Here is a 16,842-nt window from a genome sequence, read left to right as displayed (position 1 = left end):
ACTATACTGCACCCCCCTGACCGTTCTCGCTGTACTTACTCAGCACAGTCTTGACTTCGGGCAGTGCTTCCATAAAGACTTCAACGCACTTGGGGTCAAACTGTGTGCCCGAACCCTCCTGTATTATGGAAAGTGCCTTTTCAAGCGGGAATGCAGGCTTATACACGCGCGGCGATGCCAGCGCATCGAACACATCTGCAACTGCCATGATGCGAGCCGAAAGCGGTATTACCTCACCGTGAAGCCCTTCGGGGTAACCCTTGCCGTCCCAGCGTTCATGGTGGTAAGCCGCCATATTGCGTGCTTCCTTAAGGTAGTTCTCGCCCTCGACCGTGTTGATGGCTTTCTCCATTATTATCCTGCCTGCGGTGGTATGGGTCTTGATTATCTCGTACTCGGCTTCGTTCAGCTTGCCCTTTTTGTTCAGCACATTATCGGGAATGCTTATCTTGCCGATATCATGCAGAGGCGCACTGCGCACCACGTCCGACATGAATTTCGGCGTGAGTTTTTCGGCGTAGTAGCCCTTGCGTTTAAGCCCCTCGACTATTATCTTCACATAAGCGGCAGTCTTCTGTATGTGCGCACCTGTATCCGAATCGCGGTTCTCCACAAGGTCTGCCATCGTGATTATAAGACCGTCCTGCATGCGGGCGGTGTTTTCTGAAAATCTTCTGATACTGCGCATCTGTTCGGTCTGGCTGACTGCCATATCGCATATGGCGTGGAAGAGTTTTTCCACCTCGTCACCCGTATGCACATCTATGGCGCGTAGTTTCCTTACAGACTCGTCCAGCTTTTTCTGGTCGGTGCCTGCGCCGATGAAATCACCCACCGCCGCCACGATATTGTTTATCGGGTAGACCAAGTTAATGCCTGTCACCCAGAGTGCGTAGGCGATTATCAGCACGAAGAAGCCCGAAAGTATCAGCGCGATCCTCAATACAAGATCACCCATTGAATCCGCCATATACTTGAGCGAAATATCAGCGCCCGCGTAGCCTGTGCATCTGCCCGACTCATTGCGTATGGGGTAATAGGCAGTCAGAAGCCAGCCTGAGATATCGTTTGATTCGATAGGTTCGATCTCCTCGCCCGCGAACAGTGCAGGCAGGTAGGGTTCAAAGGCTTCCTCGAAATCTATCTTGTCGCCCGCAGAATAGGCAGGCGTATCGCTCGTTTCGACATCGAAAGCCACATAACAGCCGTCAGCCCTTATCTGAATGATATAGAGGTACTGCACCCCCGAAGCATTCTCGCGTATCTTGCTGAGAAGATCGCTCGTTTCATCGTAGCCCTCAGCATCACTGCCGTACTTGATATAATCGTCCATCATATCGGCGTCCACCATCTCGGCGGCGAACTTTGCTGTCTTTATGGCGGATTCGGTCTTTTCCTGTCTTTGGTTCCTGTAAAACAGGCGCGAACCGACAAAAGCCATCAGCGCGGTCAGCGAGAGAGTGACCGTCAGGAACATCACTGTCATGCGGTTTTTCAGCGGGTATCTGATATCGCGGCTGAGGAGTTGAAGTTTTTTTATCTCTTCAAAGGAGAGCGGGTGCTGACGCCAGCCGCTGTTCTTTATCATCGTGCGGGTACTTTTTGGCATTAAGTACAGCACCAACAGCATCACGCCGACAGATACCGCCTTGTCTATGAGGTTGAGCAGTACATTTATAGCAAGGAACAGCGGGAATGCGGGCATACTGTGGTATTCCCCGACAGCTTCTATCAGTGAGCGCATGGCATCGTTCTTCACGCCGCCGAGAACGCCCCACTGTATGAATGCGCTGAAAATTCCGCTTCCGATGCCCAGCACCAGCATCAGCGAAGCGATATTTTTCGGTTTTTTGAGGTTCTTATCCCTTACAGCCCATGCGGTATACATAGCTATCATGGCATTGATAAGGCTGAAATAGGCGGCTTCGCTGTTGAACAGACTGCACACTGCGTTTGTGAGTATCGCGGTCATTATGCCCGGAAAGATACCGCCCACCGCAGTTATGGCAACAGTACCGATGGTATCAGCCACAACGGGCAGACCCGCCTTATATGAAAGGGACGCAAGCACAACATTGACAGCCGCGCCTATCATAACAGACACAGCCCTCATTTTGCTTGCGCGCCGAGATCTATCTGAAAACTTTTCCATCAATGTTCACTCCCCTGCCGCCGCATTCCTTTTTATGGTATGCGGGCGGTGACCCCATATATCTTATCTGATATACCTTATGTTATTATAACATATTTTCTAAAGTTTTGCAAGTATTTGTCTTTATTTAAAATTTATGCGTATTTAATTTTTAGGTAATATTCATAGTGAGCAATTCGCAGATATTTGATATGGTCGGCGCACGCGACCGTGTCGGCGTAAGTGACTGTGTCGGCGTAACTCTCGCCGTGTTACATTGCCGCGACTTTGTTTACCACCAAATTATCCGGGTATCGCCATGAGGGTTTGCCGTTTTATCGCTGGGGACTGCGCCACGACCGCCGAAGACGCTACGCTGTTCGGCTGGCACACGCGGGCAATTCGTCGCCCGCACATGGGGAGTGCTGTTCGCGGGAATTGAGTACGCGCTTTTTTTGCGAATTGCCCGCTTTTGGGTCTGCACTCCCTACGTGTAGGGCGGGGGGCGTTCGCGACTGTGTCGGCGCACGCGACTGTGTCGGCGTGACTCCCGCCGTGTTTACCGCCGAACTTTCGGGGCATCGTTATGTCGTGTTTAACCGATTTTGGTTCTGCTTTGGTCGATGGCTTTGCCCTCTTATCGTATTTCGCTTTGTTCGCCCAACTAATTTTGTTTGTCGCTTTGCTTTCTGCTTCCACGATGCGAGAGGCTCTGCCCCTCGCGCTCCCCGCAAGCCTGCTGGCGCGAGGCTTGACCGCGCGCTTTTTCTCGCGCATAGCTTTGTGTTCTTGCTTCACTTTGTTGGGCGGCAAAGTTACCGCCGAAACAGCATTCTCTCGCCCCTGTCAAAAATTATGAATTATGAATTGTGAATTATGAATTCCAATTAACACCATCTCTCTTGATTATTGACAACTAACATGATATAATAGTGGTATATGGAAATGGGGTGACCTTATGAAAAGGAAATTTTTGGCTGTGTTGCTTGCAGTCCTCTGTGTAGGGGGAACTGCCTGCGGTATGTCGGGTAAAAATGAGTCTGATGCCGACAGCACAGCATCTCAGACTGAGGAGGTCAAAGGAATGAAGGGTACAAGATTGACTGCGGAAAACGCAAAACTCATCGGCAGAACTTATCTTGCCGAAAGCGGCACATTATGGTGCGGACTCAGCGGGTCGGGCGCTGAATTTGAGTTCACAGGGAAAAATCTCGACATAATGGTCGAGGGCGACAAGGTAAGCTGGTCGGGGCAAAAGGATAATTACACCCGCATCGCCATCTATGTTGACGGAGAAAGGGTCGTGGACGATATGCTGAACGAGGGACTGAAAAAGTATACCCCAATATCGGGCGATACCGAAGTCACCAAAACGGTCAGGATAGTCAAGCTGTCCGAAACGGCTATGTCATGCTTCGGCATCATGCCTATACAGCTGGAAGAGGGCGCTTCTGTAAAGCCCACCGAGCAAAAGGCGCATAAGATAGAGTTCATCGGTGACTCCATAACCTGCGGCTACGGTGTCGATGACGAAGACCCCACTCACAAGTTCAAAACTTCCACCGAAGATGTGACCCGCGCTTATGCTTACAAAACAGCCGAGAACCTCAATGCGGAATACAGCATGTTCTCAATAAGCGGCTGGGGCATAATCAGCGGTTGGACGGGTGACGGCAAACAGAAGCCCGACCAGCAGATACCTCTCTATTATGAGAAGATGGGTTTCAGCTACGGCGCTTTCGGAGATAAACAGCCGCAGGATATCGACTGGGACTACTCGCTTTATCAGCCCGAACTGGTGGTCATAAATCTGGGTACGAACGATGACAGCTATTGCACCACCAACGCCGACCGTCAGCAGGATTATGTCGAGGGCTACGCAGAGTTCCTGAAAACAGTGCGCAAGAACAATCCCGATGCGCGCATACTCTGTGTGCTGGGCATAATGGGCGACAGGCTTTACCCTTATGTTGAAGCGGCTGTAGAAAAGTACAGCACCGACACAGGTGACACGAATATCTCGGCTTTCCACCTTGAACCTCAGAACACCGCTGAGGACGGTCTGGTGGCTGACTACCACCCCACCGAAAAGACACACACCAAAGCGTCAGACGCTTTGACCGCCGAGATAAAGCGGATAATGGGGTGGTGATATCATGAGAAGATACGTCAAAGCGGCATTTGCCGCATTTCTGGGAGGTTTGATGTTTATGACAGGCTGCGGCAGTACAGGCGGGAATGATGTCAGCGAAAAGACTTCGGGCGAAAGCGCTGTGACTTCGGCAAAGACCGATACTGCGCCCCCCGAAACAAGCGTGACCCCTGCGGTGACTTCTTTCAAGTCCCCCGAAGAATACGGCAAAGTAATTGCGCTGACCTTTGATGACGGCCCCGATGCGGTCAGCACCAACATGATACTTGATGTTTTTGAAGAAAACAACGCGCGGGCAAGTTTCTTCCTGATAGGCGACAACATCGACTATTCCACCGAAGAAACGGTTAAGCGCGAAGCGGAACTGGGTTTTGAGGTCAACAGCCACTCGCGCACACACTCCTACATGGACAAGATGACGGCTGAAGAGATAAAAGCCGAGATGGACTACACCGATGAGAAGATAAAGGCTCTGACAGGTGTGACACCGAGATTTTTCCGCCCGCCTTATATCGCCGTTAACGACACTATGTTTGAGGCTATAGACAAGCCCTTTATCAACGGCCTTGGCTGTAACGACTGGGACAAGAGCGTATCGGCTGAAACGATAGCCGAAAAAGTTCTTGCGCAGGCTGAGGACGGCGCGATAATACTTCTGCATGACGGCGGGAGCAATTTCCGCACTGCGGAGGCTATAAAGACTATAGTTCCCGAATTGCAGAAGCAGGGATATGAACTGGTGACGGTATCGGAACTTTTCCATGCAAAAGGTATAGAGCCGCAGGAAGACGGCATTCTTTACAGCCGCGCCGAACAGACGAGCATGTACTGAGTGTTCCATAATTATTGGCATAAACACCGTAATGCCGACACAGAACTGCAAAACAGTCATAGCAAACGCCCGCAGGAGGTATTTCTGCGGGCGTTTTTTCATTATGACAGCAAAACATCACCTCCATGACCTTTGTGAAATCTGTTCCGCAGTACCTCGCGCAGGTTGTGCAAAACGCTGAAAAGAGAAAAATCGAACAAACGTTCTTGACAAGAACATATGTTTGATGTATAATATAGTTGCTACCTGATAAGAACATTCGTGCTCATGAAAAGCTAGTGCCAAACTGCCCGCCTGACCAAACGGAAAGTGAGGTATAGCATCGCCGCGCAAACGCGCCCATGTCAAAGCGGCAGAAAATTCGGGAGGGACATATGGAACGAAATAAACACAAAGACATTCTTGACACGATGGAAATTTATGCCTATCTTGCAGAGATAATGCGCATACCGCTGGGCAGACCGTCAGAACGGTATAATGGTGAAGAGAGCGGCGAGCGCGACCATGCCTGCACGATAGCCAGGGAGTTTGGCAGTTACCGCAGTCTATGCCTGCGTGAGAACAGCGTTCGCCGCCGTATCGAGCGAATGCTGGCTGAGTGCATCATAGCGGAAAAAACGATGTCGCCGCAGCTGCCTGTACTGCGGTCGGCACTTCGGCACGCGACCCTTGAGCTTGCTGAACTCGCCCTGCGCCGCCGCCGCATCGAAGAGCGCCGCGACAGTCTTAAGGGCGAACTGGTGAAAATGGTGGTACAGCACCGCTATTTCGATGACCTGAACAGGCGCATGCCCACATGGTCAGGTACCGCCCGCGAACTCGGCATCGCACTTAGCGGCGAAGAACTGCGCGGCTATATCTGCAAAAACTTTGAAGAAATGAGATGACAAAAAACCGCCTCAGAGTCGCTTTCACACGGCTCTGAGGCGGTTTTGGATGAATATGTTATGGTCAATGGTCAGTTTTTATCAGCCGCCCAGTCTTATCATCTCATCGATGCAAACTCTGGCTTTGCTTATCAGTTCGTCAGACATGATTATCTCTGCGGCATCATACTCGCTGTCGCCGCCGATGGCTTTTACCGTGTTCAGCACGTCCATCAGCGTAGTGGCTTTCATGTTCTGGCAGAGAAGCCGCTTAGACATATCATAGAACTTCTTTTCGGGGAACTTGTACTGCAAATGCTCCCTTATCGACACCTCAGTGCCGATGATGAATTCCTTTTCATCGCTCTTTGCGGCATACTCCATTATGCCCGATGTTGAACCTGCATAGTCAGCCATGCGGGTGACTTCGGGTCTGCATTCGGGGTGTACCAGCAATTTAGCATTCGGATGAGCCGCTTTCGCCTCACGCGCTTCGTCAGCCGTTATCGCCGCATGTACGGGACAGCCGCCGTGTAACAGCTTAACATCTTTTTCGGGACAGGCTTCTGCCACGAAAGTACCCAGATTTATATCGGGTATAAAGAGTATCTTGTCAGCGTCCATCGCCTTGACTATCTTAACAGCCGAAGAAGAAGTAACGCAGACATCGCAGACAGTTTTCAGTTCTGCGGTCGTGTTTACATAGCAAACCACCTTGCGGTCGGGGTCTTGCTTCTTCATGGCGGTTATCATCTCAGGCTCGAACTGTTCAGCCATAGGACAGCCCGCGTCCCTGTGGGCAAGGAACACCCGCTTATCGGGCGAGAGCATCTTGGCAGTTTCAGCCATGAAATGCACGCCGCACATCAGTATGTTCCTGTTCTGCACCTTAGCGGCTTCAACGCTCAGCTTATAGCTGTCACCCGTTATATCAGCGACCTCGATTATCTCAGCCGCCTGATAGCTGTGCGCCAGTATGCAGATGTCATATTCCTTTTTCAGTCTGAGTATCTCGTCCTGGATATCTCTTATCATATTATCACCTTTTTGGAATGGTTCAGGTTCTTCAGGTGTACCTGTGCTTATATCCTTGCAACTCCGCTTTCTCTTGCCGCCTTGCCTACAGCTTCCGCAACTGCAACAGGTACAGCCCTGTCAAAAGCGTCAGGCAGGATAAATTCGGGGCAGAGCTTGTCCTCAGGCACGCAGGAAGCTATTGCATAAGCCGCCGCCAGCTTCATCTCTTCATTGATATCGCTTGCACGAACTGCCAGCGCACCCTTGAAGATGCCCGGGAATGCAACAACGTTGTTTATCTGGTTCGGGAAATCCGACCTGCCTGTACCTACGATATATGCGCCTGCCGCCTTAGCAACATCGGGCATTATCTCGGGTACGGGGTTGGACATGGCGAAGATGAAAGGCTTATCGTTCATGCTCTTTACCATCTCAGCGGTAACGAGGTCGGGCTTGGAAACGCCCACGAAAACGTCAGCGCCCTTCATTGCATCAGCCAGACCGCCGCGCAGATGCTCACGGTTGGTTATCTTAGCCATCTCAGCCTGTGCAGGGTTCTTGATATCATCGCCCTCACAGATTATGCCCTTTGAGTTGAGCATGATTATATCCTTGACACCCAGACTCATCAGGAACTTTGCGATAGCACAGCCTGCCGCGCCCGCGCCGCTCATAACGACTTTCAGCGAACCTATATCTCTGCCTGTCAGCTTGCAGGCATTGAGCATAGCCGCGCCCACAACGATAGCAGTACCATGCTGGTCATCATGGAAAACAGGGATATCTACGCGCTCTTTGAGTTTTGCTTCTATCTCGAAGCATCTGGGTGCGGCGATATCCTCCAGATTTATGCCGCCGAAACTGCCTGCTATCATGGCGATGGTATTTACTATCTCATCGACATCGTTGCTCCTCACGCAGAGCGGGAAAGCGTCAACATCGGCAAACTCCTTGAACAGGGCGCACTTGCCCTCCATAACAGGCATACCTGCCTCAGGACCTATATTGCCAAGACCCAGCACAGCAGAGCCGTCAGTGATAACAGCCACGAGGTTAGCGCGGCGTGTGTATACATAGCTGAGGTCGGGGTTTTTCTCTATTTCAAGACAGGGCTGAGCAACACCCGGAGTATAGGCAAGTGTGAGGTCGCGGGCATTATTGATCTTAGCGCGCGAGATGACTTCTATCTTACCCTTCCACTGCTCATGCAGCTGCAATGATTCTTCCATAACGTTCATGTTTAGTACTTCCTTTCGCATTTTATGCTGTTTTATTATACCACACTTTACCGCCGAATGTGTTACCCTTTTGTTAATTCGACTCAAAACGCACAGCTTATCGGCGCGGACACATTTTTCAAAATAAAATATGACTATCCCTTCAGCACACAACCAAAAAATACCTTTATAACAAGGAAATACTGAGTTGATGTTATCTTTCCCCCGCCGCAGGAGGTGGAAAGATAAACGCCAACTATATTCAGTTCCCGATATAACATCTTTTATTTTGGTGTGTCAGCGGGATAACCACAAAATAAAAAGCGCGGGCGAATGTTCGTCCGCGCAGATAATATCCGGGTTCTGTAAGTCTGCCGCAGTCAGGAGAGTCATTCCTTCTCTTTGGGCTGGTTGAACGCCGCTTCGCCCGCTTTTTTGGCGGCTTTTGCATTGACATGTATCAGCTTGAAGAGTTTTTCGAGGTTCTCTTCATCTGTCGTAAATTTGCCTATATGGGTCATGGTCGAGTTATACAGGCCGTGAAAGTCCGAACCGCCCGTCACCAGCAGACCATTCTCTTCGGCAAACTTTTTGAGCGCCTGCTGCTGTGAATCGGTCGCAGATACGTGGAAACACTCAATGCCGTCCAGCTTGCCTGCCGCCGTCAGATCCTTCATAAGTTCTATATTGCCGAACATGTGCGGATGAGCCAGCACAGCCACGCCCTTTGAAGAATGTATCATATCCAGCACGAAATTGACATCGGGATATTCTCTGGTCACCAGACATTCACCGCGCGGATAGGAGAACAGCCTGTCATTGACCGAGCCGTAAAACTCGGTGGCATAGCCGTAGCTTATCAGCGCCCGCATTATGTGGGACTTGTATATGCTCTTAGACCCCTTGCAGTATTTCATCACCGCATCGCGCGGTATGGGGTAACGAGCCATCACCTTTTCTATCATCTCTTTGGCGCACTCCGTCCTTATGGTGCAGGACTTAAGGCACAGACCCTCCAGCCTGTTGGGTTTCTGCGGCGCGTAGCAAAGTATGTGTACCTTCTGACCGCGCACTTTGTCCCACGCCGAAAGTTCCACCGCCTGGATTATCTTGACACCGTAGCGTTCACCCAATATCTGGGCGCGGCTTGAAGAAGACAGCGTATCGTGGTCTGTTATCGCTAGAAAATCCAGACCTACGCGCTTAGCCTGCGCTATGACTTCCTCTATACCCATCGAGCCGTCCGACAAGGTCGTGTGGCAATGCAGATCACCGATCATATAGTGAACCTCCCATTTATCAAGACTGCCCCGACCGCACAAAAGCCTGCGGTGCGGGAAACTGAATATCACAGTTTTATTGGTTGAAGTATTGTCAGCTTGTACCGACCGTATAATTATACCACATTTTATCATATCTTGCAAGTATTTTTGAGAAATTTCCACAAAACCCCATAACAGAGTGTCATCTTGCACAAATCTGCACAGAAATATTTATAGCAAACGACATATTTATTCTTCCACCCCGCAGCAATTATCCCGCCGAACAGCTCTTGCGGGGACAAGCATAATAAAATATGACTATCCCTTTAGCACACCACCTCAAAAACCTTTATAACGAGGAAAGATGACCGACGGCTACAATTCAGTTCCCGATATAACATCGTTTATTTTGGCGTATCAGAGGGATAACCACATAATAAAAATGCGTGAACGAATATCTTCGCCCACGCATTTTACAGTAAACGTTACGCCGTTTATTTCAGCTTTTTGCCATCGATAAAGCCGATGGGGTCTATCCAGCCGTTGTTTCGCTTAAGGGCAAAATGCAGGTGCGAAAGTTCGGCGGCTTCACATTCGGCGGTGTCGCCCACAGCACCTATCACCTGCCCCGCATTGACACGTTCACCCTCAGTGACATTCACCGCCTTTGACAGCGAACAGTAATACCCTGTTATACCGCTTCCGTGATCGATGGTCACACAAAAGCCCCACAGCGGGTCTTCCTTTACTTCTGTGACCATTCCCTTGTTCATCGACTTGACGGGCGTACCCACATCAGCCTTGATATCAACGCCGTCATGGGTGCGCCACACCCCCAGCGTGCTGTCCTTGACCAGTTCGCCGTCTGAAAAGGGGTTTATTATATCGCCGTTGACAGGCATCACATTGGGCTGTGTCTTGATATCGTCCGATATCAGCGAAGAAGTTCCATCGTCCATGCGGGAGCTTTCCTCAGCCTTTGAAGAACTGCTTTCAGCGGCAGAACTTTCGGCTTTGGCGACACCTTCCGTCTTGTTGTCAGCCTGCTGTACGGCGCGCGGGGCATCGAGCACCAAGCTGTTGTCAAGTTCATCGACCGCCTTATTGTAAGCCGCCGCGCCTGCACCCGCGAGGGCGATAAGGCAAGTCCCCAGAGTGATGTAGACTCCTTTTGCGCCAAGTTTTCTGCCGAGAGATGACTCTGTGATAAAATTGCTCATTAGATCGTTCCTTTCTGCTTGAACTTTGAGATATCCTCTGAGGCTATTGTGGGCAATAAAAGCTGAAATATTCGGAAGATCTGAAAAAATCGTAAAATCTTGAGATCACAAAAAAATTACGCAAAATGCCGACACTTTTGTAATTCATAATTCATAATTCACAATTCATAATTGGTTGACATGACCGAAAGTGAGCCGTTCTTATCGCGGGTGTGTGCGGGTCGAACGGCGGGAGCGCACGCGACTGTGTCGGCGTGACCCCCGCCCTACACTATTGACAGGCTTATCCTTTGGAGCGATGACCGACCGCCGAAGACGCTTCGCTGTTCGGCTAGATGACGCGGGCAATTCGTCGCACGCACATAGTTTCTGCGGGTCGAGAATTTTGAGCACGCTCTTTTCTTTGCGAATTGCCCGCTTTTGGGTCTGCACTCCCTACGTGTAGGGCGGGGGCGTTACCCCCGCCGTGTTACACCGCCACGCCGTTGTTTACCGCCGCTTGTGGGCTTTCGCTTTGTTCGCCCAACTTGTTTTGTTTGTCGCCTTGCTTTCTGCTTCCACGATTGAGGGCTCTGCCCTCAAACTCCCGCAAGCCTGCTGGCGCGAGGCTTGACCGCGCGCTTTGACTCGCACATAGCTTTGTGTTCTTACTTCACTTTGTTGGGCGGCACAGCTCGCTTTCGGTCATGCCAATAATTATGAATTATGAATTATGAATTATCACCCGCCTTGACACTAGACCCGAAAAGTGCTATACTAAAGGGTAAGGGCGTTTTCTGCCCTTTTGGAGAAAATGAAATATATGATCTATGGAGGTATCTTAATGAGATCGAGAAGATTTCTGGCTGCTGTCGTTTCGCTGGCTTTAGCCGCAGGCTATGCAAGCGTTCCGACTTTTGCGGAAAACGCAGACAGTGTATCGGAGAGCACTGAACAGTCAGCCAATGTAACAAATGGCGGTGATGAAGTCACTTCTGACGGCGAAACTACCGCTGATAACGATTTGGGCGATGTAAACGGCGATAAAGTTATAAATATCACCGATGTGGTCAAGACCTCTGCCCATATCAAAAACATCAAACCGCTTGACGCAAAAGGCAGAAAAGCCGCCGATGTCAACTTTGACGGCAAGATAAATGTTACCGACCTGTCACTGCTGGCGGGTCATGTCAAGGGCAATGTCAATATTAAGGAATATATCGCTCCGCCAACGGTAAAAGAACCCCGCCCGAAGAGTGATAATGTCAGCCTTGTCGAGTTCAATGTGAACAAGGATACAGGCAAGGTTTCATGGAATGCCGCAGAGGGTATGAAACAGTATGTGGTCACATTCTCAAACGGTGAGAAGTCGGGCACTGTAACCACATCTGCGACTAATGCCGCTATCCCTTACGATATGTTCAAAGACGGCAGACTGACCGTCACCATCGCGCCTGTGCGCATCGCTCAGACTGAGGACGGCACCCGAGTTAAGGACTACGGCGACAGCATCGGATATCTGATGAAGATAAAGCCCGATGCCATGACAGGCGCGATAACCGTTACCGATACCAACGGCAAGGCACTGATGAAATGGGATAAAGCCGATTTCGCATCGGGCTACAGGATATATGACCTCGACCGCACCGAAACTGACGGCATGCCCCATCTGCTGGCTGATACCCAGAGCACCGAGTTCACTACGGAGTTCCCCACTGACGGCAAGGACAGGCACCTGATGATAGTGCCTTTCAACTCCAACGGCGAGAGCAACGGCATGACGGCAAAGTTATCGGGTACAGCGGTCGCTCCTCAGCCCACCCCTGTTGACCCGACACCTGTTGAACCTACCCCCGTTGACCCCACGCCTTCCATCGACAAGACACTGGCGGCACCGAATTTCGAGCTGTACAACTACTATTACAGTGATTGCAACAGCGCTACGGTATTCTGGTATTCGGTAAGCGGTGCTGAGGGCTATCAGGTGTACACAACTGTCAATGGTGAGAAAGTCGAATACTTCACCACAGGTACAAAATTCACCTTGCCGAACCTTACACAGGGCACACAGTTCGATGTTGCAGTGCGCGCATACAAGACCGTCAACGGTCAGAAGGTGTTTGGTGAGTCTGCGACCATGAAGCCCATCACCGATGCGTTGAGGAGCGTGGCGGTAAAAACGCCTATCTACGCTTCTCCCGACATATATTCGGCACAGGTATCCTCGCTTTCTACAGGCAACCTCGTCACCCAGACAGACCTGCCTGCAAACGGCTGGGTAACAGTATTCATACCGGGTTCAGGCGGACAGAAAGGCTATGTGCCGATGGCTAACTTAGCTAAATATGCAAACAGTCTGATAGGCGTGATAAATCAGGACGGCTGGCTGGGCGGCGACCCTGCTGTGCTGGGCTGTGAGGAAACTTCGCTGGCATCGGTGCTGAGAAATCAGTTTGGCATAGATGTCAGCAAGAACACACTGCTCAACTACTACATGCCCGAACAGGCATTCTCAAACGGCACGATAAACGTTGACCCCAACTACTGCTTCTGGGGTTCGCCATACCACATGGAGGGCAGTGTGGGCTACGGTGTGTACGCACCTGTCATAGCGCAGTCGGCTCACCAGTATCTCAAGTACATCGGTCAGCGTGACGATTTCAGCATAAGGCTGAACACCGACTACTACACGGGCAACAATGTGAACAAGCTGAAATTCGACCCGTCAAAGCTGGACTTAGGCGACACCAAGATAAGCGGTGGTCTTGACCTGAACGGTCTTAAGGCAGAGCTTGACAGGGGGGCTAACCCGATAGTGTGGTACTCTGAGGTGAACACATACCCTGTCTGCACGCAGGTGGTCAATGCGGGCGGTAAGCTGACAAATCCCGGTACAGGCACATACAATTTCACATGGTACGGCAGACAGCACACAGCTGTACTGATGGGCTATGATGATTCCACAGGCAAGTTCATCATCGGCAACGTTGAGAACTTTGACTCAAGCAGTTACTTCGGAGTTACCGACTATGTTGACTACGATTTCTTCATGTCAACATACACCACACTTGGCAGACAGTCGGTGGTGCTTTACAAGAAGTAATATCAGATGTTCTGATAAAAAACAAAATGCGCGGACGTTCAGATGTCCGCGCATTTTTTATTATGACTATCCCTTTAGCACACCAACTAAAAATGCGGTAAACAAAAGGATAATTGAGCGCCATACGCCAAGAACCCTATAGCAATCCGCCTTAAAATTCAGACAAAATCCAGTCACAAGACCCATAAATCCCAGCTTTTGCGACTGGATTTTGTGAATTTAAAAAGTTGGATTGCTATAAGTTCTGTATAGCCGCTGTTTTTGTGGTGTGTCAGCGGGATAACCACATTTTTTATTCATTGATGCAAGGTAACACTTATCTGCGCTGTTTGGGTATCGAAAGGAACACCCTGAATCCCTTTTCGGACGGTGTGAAAGAAATGCTCCCTCCCAGCGTTTCGGCGCGTTCGCGCATATTTTGCAGACCTATACCCGTATCTGCAATGGCAGAACAACTGCCGTTGTCTTCCACCGCAAGTTGGTAGAATGCGGGGTGTTCCTGCACCGAAACGTATATGCGGTCGCCCGATGAATGCTTTGCGGCGTTTGAAAGACTCTCCTTGATTATACCTAAAATGCACAGCTTAACATTGCCGGATGTGCTTTCGGATATGTCATAGTCCAGCCTTACCGTGAACCTGCCGTCAACGGAAGATATGGCATCATCAACGGCGCGGCGCAGGTCTATCGACTCATCATGCAGGTCATGGACGCTTTGACGTATGCCTGTCATGGCGGTGTCGAGGGTCGTGCGCAGACTTTTTATCGGCTCATTTAAGGTTTCGTCCTTATTTATCATGCCCAGCGCACCCGCCTGCAGCAGTGCGCGGGTCAGCAGATGCCCGACATTATCGTGTATCTCACGGGCGATGCGGTTGCGCTCTTTCAGGGTAGCTATGTGGATATCGCTGTCCTGTGCGCGGGTGATGGCTTCGTTGTGCTGTTTGAGCCGCAGGTTGCTCTCAGCGACTTCATCGCGCAGTTCTTTCAGGTCGGCAACAGCCTTTTCGAGCCGTGAAACTCTCAGATACATGATGACAGTCACCACACAGCCCGCCAGCGCCGCCCCTGCGACCGAAAGCGCGGGCGCAGAATTCAAAACAGTCAGCCCGAAGAGGATAAGCCACCATTTTTTTTCCCACAGGGCATCATACAGCAGCAGCGGCATCATGCAGAACATTTCGGGCAGCAGACCGCACAGCCCCGCAGAAAGTCCCAGCAGCACCCATGTCATTCGCGTGCGCGGAAAGACCTGCGCCAGCGCCGAAACGGTCACAGCCGCAAGGAAAGCCGTGACAGGTGCAGCCGCTCCGTCTGACTGCATCAGTGCAGGCAAACAGATAAGAATTATCGCCAGCTTATCAATAAAACGTTCCAATAACTCACCGCCTTTCGCATAATAATAAGTTAGTACCTGTTGTCTATTTATTCTTAGTGATGTTTTAAAGGGATAACCATATTTTATGGTTATCCCGCTGACACACCACAAAAAACAGCGATCAATTATCCTTTTGTTTACCGCATTTTTAGTTGGTATGCTAAAGGGATAGCCATATTATATTTTACACGATTTCAGGCTACAAGTCAAGCCGACACCGCAAGGCGCAATTTGCTGTTTTTTAGACTGCTACTTGATTTTCCGACCGCTTCATGCTATAATATCCAAAAGAGTTCTGACAAAAAAATGAAAGGATATCAGGTATGGAAATGAAAAAACTGACCGCGCTCTCGCTGGCACTGTCGCTCACTTTGCTGACTGCCTGCGAAAATGGAAATTCAAGCAACAGCAGTTCTGCTTCACCCGAAACAAGTTCTGCCGCCGTGACGGAAGCTCCCGAAAGCAAGGAGGAAAAACTCCCCGAAACAGATGAAGAGTGGGACGAAGCCATGATAAACACTGCCATGACTTCCTACGGCAACACCAAAATGGTGCAGGACGTTATCAAAAAGGCGCAGAACGGCGAGGAAGTCACCCTTGCGTATCTGGGCGGCTCGATAACTGAGGGCATCTCGGCGGGTGCAGACCTCTGCTATGCGAAGCTGAGTTATGAGCATTTTGCTGAAAAATTCGGCACAGGCGACAACGTGAAATACGTCAATGCGGGCATAAGCGGCACGCCCTCAAAGCTGGGGATACTCCGACTTGACCGCGATGTGCTGAACTACGACCCCGATCTGGTATTTATCGAATTCGCCGTAAATGACGGAAACGAAGCCGATTTCCAGAACGCCTACGAGTCGATAGTCAAGACACTTCTGCAAAAGAATGTGGCGGTGGTACTGCTGTTCTCGGTCACCGAAAATGACCACTCGGCGCAGGACTACATGAAACAGATAGGCGAGGCTTACCGCCTGCCGATGATATCCTACTGCGATGCACTGCGCTTCATGTTCACCAACGGCAGAATGACATGGAAAGACTTCTCCAACGACCAGTCACACCCCAACACTGAGGGTCACGCCCTAGTCGCCCGCATGATAGACCACTACTGGGACACTGTAATGGAAGTCGAGCCTGAGGGCGAACCGATGATGCCTTTTGAAGATGTTTTCCACCCCCGCGAGGTCGATGCGAAAATGGCTGAAAATAACGGCATCACTCCTGTTGAGATGGGAAGCTGGGTCGAGGGCAGTGATGTGGCGCACTTCACAAACGGCTGGTCGCACGACCCCGATCTGGGCAACGACCCGCTGGTGTTCGAGGTCGAGCCGAAGTTCCTCTACCTGATATACAAAGAGGTCAAAGGCGGCAATTACGGCGATCTGCGCGTACACATCACCCAAGACGGTGCAGAATACGCCGACCGAAACGTGACGGTCATCTCCCCCGAAGGCTGGGGCAACCCACAGCTGACCAACATAATTATGGAACCATCACCTGCGAAATACCGTGTTGAGATAAGCATGGCAGACGGCGATGAGGACAAACAGGGTCAGGTGTTGGCACTGGGGTGGACGGAATAACAGAAACATCCCGCACTTACCGATATTCGGCTGTGCGGGATATTTGTTTGTCTGCACCTATGATCTTATATCCGAACTTCATTAAAGCAACTCCCAATT

11 protein-coding genes are annotated in these 16,842 nt (G+C 50.6%); 5 read left to right on the top strand and 6 right to left on the bottom strand.

Going from position 1 to position 16,842, the window contains the following annotated elements; genetic code table 11:
• Position 1: 1 nt before the first annotated feature.
• Positions 2 to 2,152 (bottom strand): HD-GYP domain-containing protein, encoded by a 2,151-nt coding sequence (locus tag CUS_RS06865; protein WP_002848876.1) that lies wholly within the window; start codon positions 2,150 to 2,152, stop codon positions 2 to 4.
• A gap of 937 nt (positions 2,153 to 3,089) precedes the next feature.
• On the opposite strand from CUS_RS06865, the gene CUS_RS06855 reads away from it, so the two are divergent.
• From CUS_RS06855 to CUS_RS06845, 3 genes are all read left to right on the top strand, one after another.
• A complete protein-coding gene (locus CUS_RS06855; protein WP_080559529.1) occupies positions 3,090 to 4,283 on the top strand; it encodes an SGNH/GDSL hydrolase family protein in 1,194 nt (397 codons plus the stop codon).
• Positions 4,284 to 4,287: 4 nt separating this feature from the next.
• Positions 4,288 to 5,115 (top strand): polysaccharide deacetylase family protein, encoded by an 828-nt coding sequence (locus CUS_RS06850; RefSeq protein WP_002848847.1) that lies wholly within the window; start codon positions 4,288 to 4,290, stop codon positions 5,113 to 5,115.
• Positions 5,116 to 5,489: 374 nt separating this feature from the next.
• Positions 5,490 to 6,002, top strand: coding sequence for a hypothetical protein (locus CUS_RS06845; protein WP_002848732.1), 513 nt, complete (start codon positions 5,490 to 5,492; stop codon positions 6,000 to 6,002).
• Positions 6,003 to 6,083: 81 nt separating this feature from the next.
• On the opposite strand, the gene nadA is transcribed toward CUS_RS06845, so the two are convergent.
• The 4 genes from nadA to CUS_RS06825 form a co-directional block, all read right to left on the bottom strand.
• On the bottom strand, positions 6,084 to 7,016 hold the full coding sequence (gene nadA / locus CUS_RS06840; RefSeq protein ID WP_002848776.1) for a quinolinate synthase NadA: 933 nt from the start codon (positions 7,014 to 7,016) through the stop codon (positions 6,084 to 6,086).
• Between the two features lie 47 nt (positions 7,017 to 7,063).
• Complete coding sequence (locus tag CUS_RS06835; RefSeq protein WP_002848810.1) at positions 7,064 to 8,236, bottom strand: NAD(P)-dependent malic enzyme; 1,173 nt, start codon at positions 8,234 to 8,236, stop codon at positions 7,064 to 7,066.
• Positions 8,237 to 8,604: 368 nt separating this feature from the next.
• Positions 8,605 to 9,495, bottom strand: a complete 891-nt coding sequence (locus tag CUS_RS06830) for a PHP domain-containing protein (protein WP_002848724.1) — start codon at positions 9,493 to 9,495, stop codon at positions 8,605 to 8,607.
• Positions 9,496 to 9,971: 476 nt separating this feature from the next.
• Positions 9,972 to 10,697, bottom strand: coding sequence for a M23 family metallopeptidase (locus tag CUS_RS06825; RefSeq protein WP_002848852.1), 726 nt, complete (start codon positions 10,695 to 10,697; stop codon positions 9,972 to 9,974).
• 823 nt (positions 10,698 to 11,520) lie between these two features.
• On the opposite strand from CUS_RS06825, the gene CUS_RS20180 reads away from it, so the two are divergent.
• On the top strand, positions 11,521 to 13,779 hold the full coding sequence (locus CUS_RS20180; protein WP_002848782.1) for a dockerin type I domain-containing protein: 2,259 nt from the start codon (positions 11,521 to 11,523) through the stop codon (positions 13,777 to 13,779).
• A 316-nt stretch (positions 13,780 to 14,095) separates the two neighbouring features.
• Here CUS_RS20180 and CUS_RS06815 read toward each other — a convergent pair whose 3' ends face one another.
• Positions 14,096 to 15,157, bottom strand: coding sequence for a sensor histidine kinase (locus tag CUS_RS06815; protein WP_002848752.1), 1,062 nt, complete (start codon positions 15,155 to 15,157; stop codon positions 14,096 to 14,098).
• A gap of 323 nt (positions 15,158 to 15,480) precedes the next feature.
• Here CUS_RS06815 and CUS_RS06810 point away from each other — a divergent pair, with 323 nt between their 5' ends.
• Positions 15,481 to 16,743: an SGNH/GDSL hydrolase family protein gene (locus CUS_RS06810; protein ID WP_002848792.1), complete on the top strand. Its 1,263-nt coding sequence runs from the start codon at positions 15,481 to 15,483 to the stop codon at positions 16,741 to 16,743.
• Positions 16,744 to 16,842: the final 99 nt, after the last annotated feature.

Source organism: Hominimerdicola alba 8 (genome assembly GCF_000178155.2).
Taxonomy (GTDB): domain Bacteria; phylum Bacillota; class Clostridia; order Oscillospirales; family Ruminococcaceae; genus Hominimerdicola; species Hominimerdicola alba_C.
This window is presented reverse-complemented; position numbering and strand designations above follow the sequence as displayed.

What these genes read in the sequence shown, in the direction of transcription:
- CUS_RS06865 (WP_002848876.1), bottom strand. Translation starts at nt 2,152, where the DNA reads ATGGAAAAGTTTTCAGATAGATCTCGGCGCGCAAGCAAAATGAGGGCT.
- CUS_RS06855 (WP_080559529.1), top strand. Translation starts at nt 3,090, where the DNA reads ATGAAAAGGAAATTTTTGGCTGTGTTGCTTGCAGTCCTCTGTGTAGGG.
- CUS_RS06850 (WP_002848847.1), top strand. Translation starts at nt 4,288, where the DNA reads ATGAGAAGATACGTCAAAGCGGCATTTGCCGCATTTCTGGGAGGTTTG.
- CUS_RS06845 (WP_002848732.1), top strand. Translation starts at nt 5,490, where the DNA reads ATGGAACGAAATAAACACAAAGACATTCTTGACACGATGGAAATTTAT.
- nadA (WP_002848776.1), bottom strand. Translation starts at nt 7,016, where the DNA reads ATGATAAGAGATATCCAGGACGAGATACTCAGACTGAAAAAGGAATAT.
- CUS_RS06835 (WP_002848810.1), bottom strand. Translation starts at nt 8,236, where the DNA reads ATGAACGTTATGGAAGAATCATTGCAGCTGCATGAGCAGTGGAAGGGT.
- CUS_RS06830 (WP_002848724.1), bottom strand. Translation starts at nt 9,495, where the DNA reads ATGATCGGTGATCTGCATTGCCACACGACCTTGTCGGACGGCTCGATG.
- CUS_RS06825 (WP_002848852.1), bottom strand. Translation starts at nt 10,697, where the DNA reads ATGAGCAATTTTATCACAGAGTCATCTCTCGGCAGAAAACTTGGCGCA.
- CUS_RS20180 (WP_002848782.1), top strand. Translation starts at nt 11,521, where the DNA reads ATGAGATCGAGAAGATTTCTGGCTGCTGTCGTTTCGCTGGCTTTAGCC.
- CUS_RS06810 (WP_002848792.1), top strand. Translation starts at nt 15,481, where the DNA reads ATGGAAATGAAAAAACTGACCGCGCTCTCGCTGGCACTGTCGCTCACT.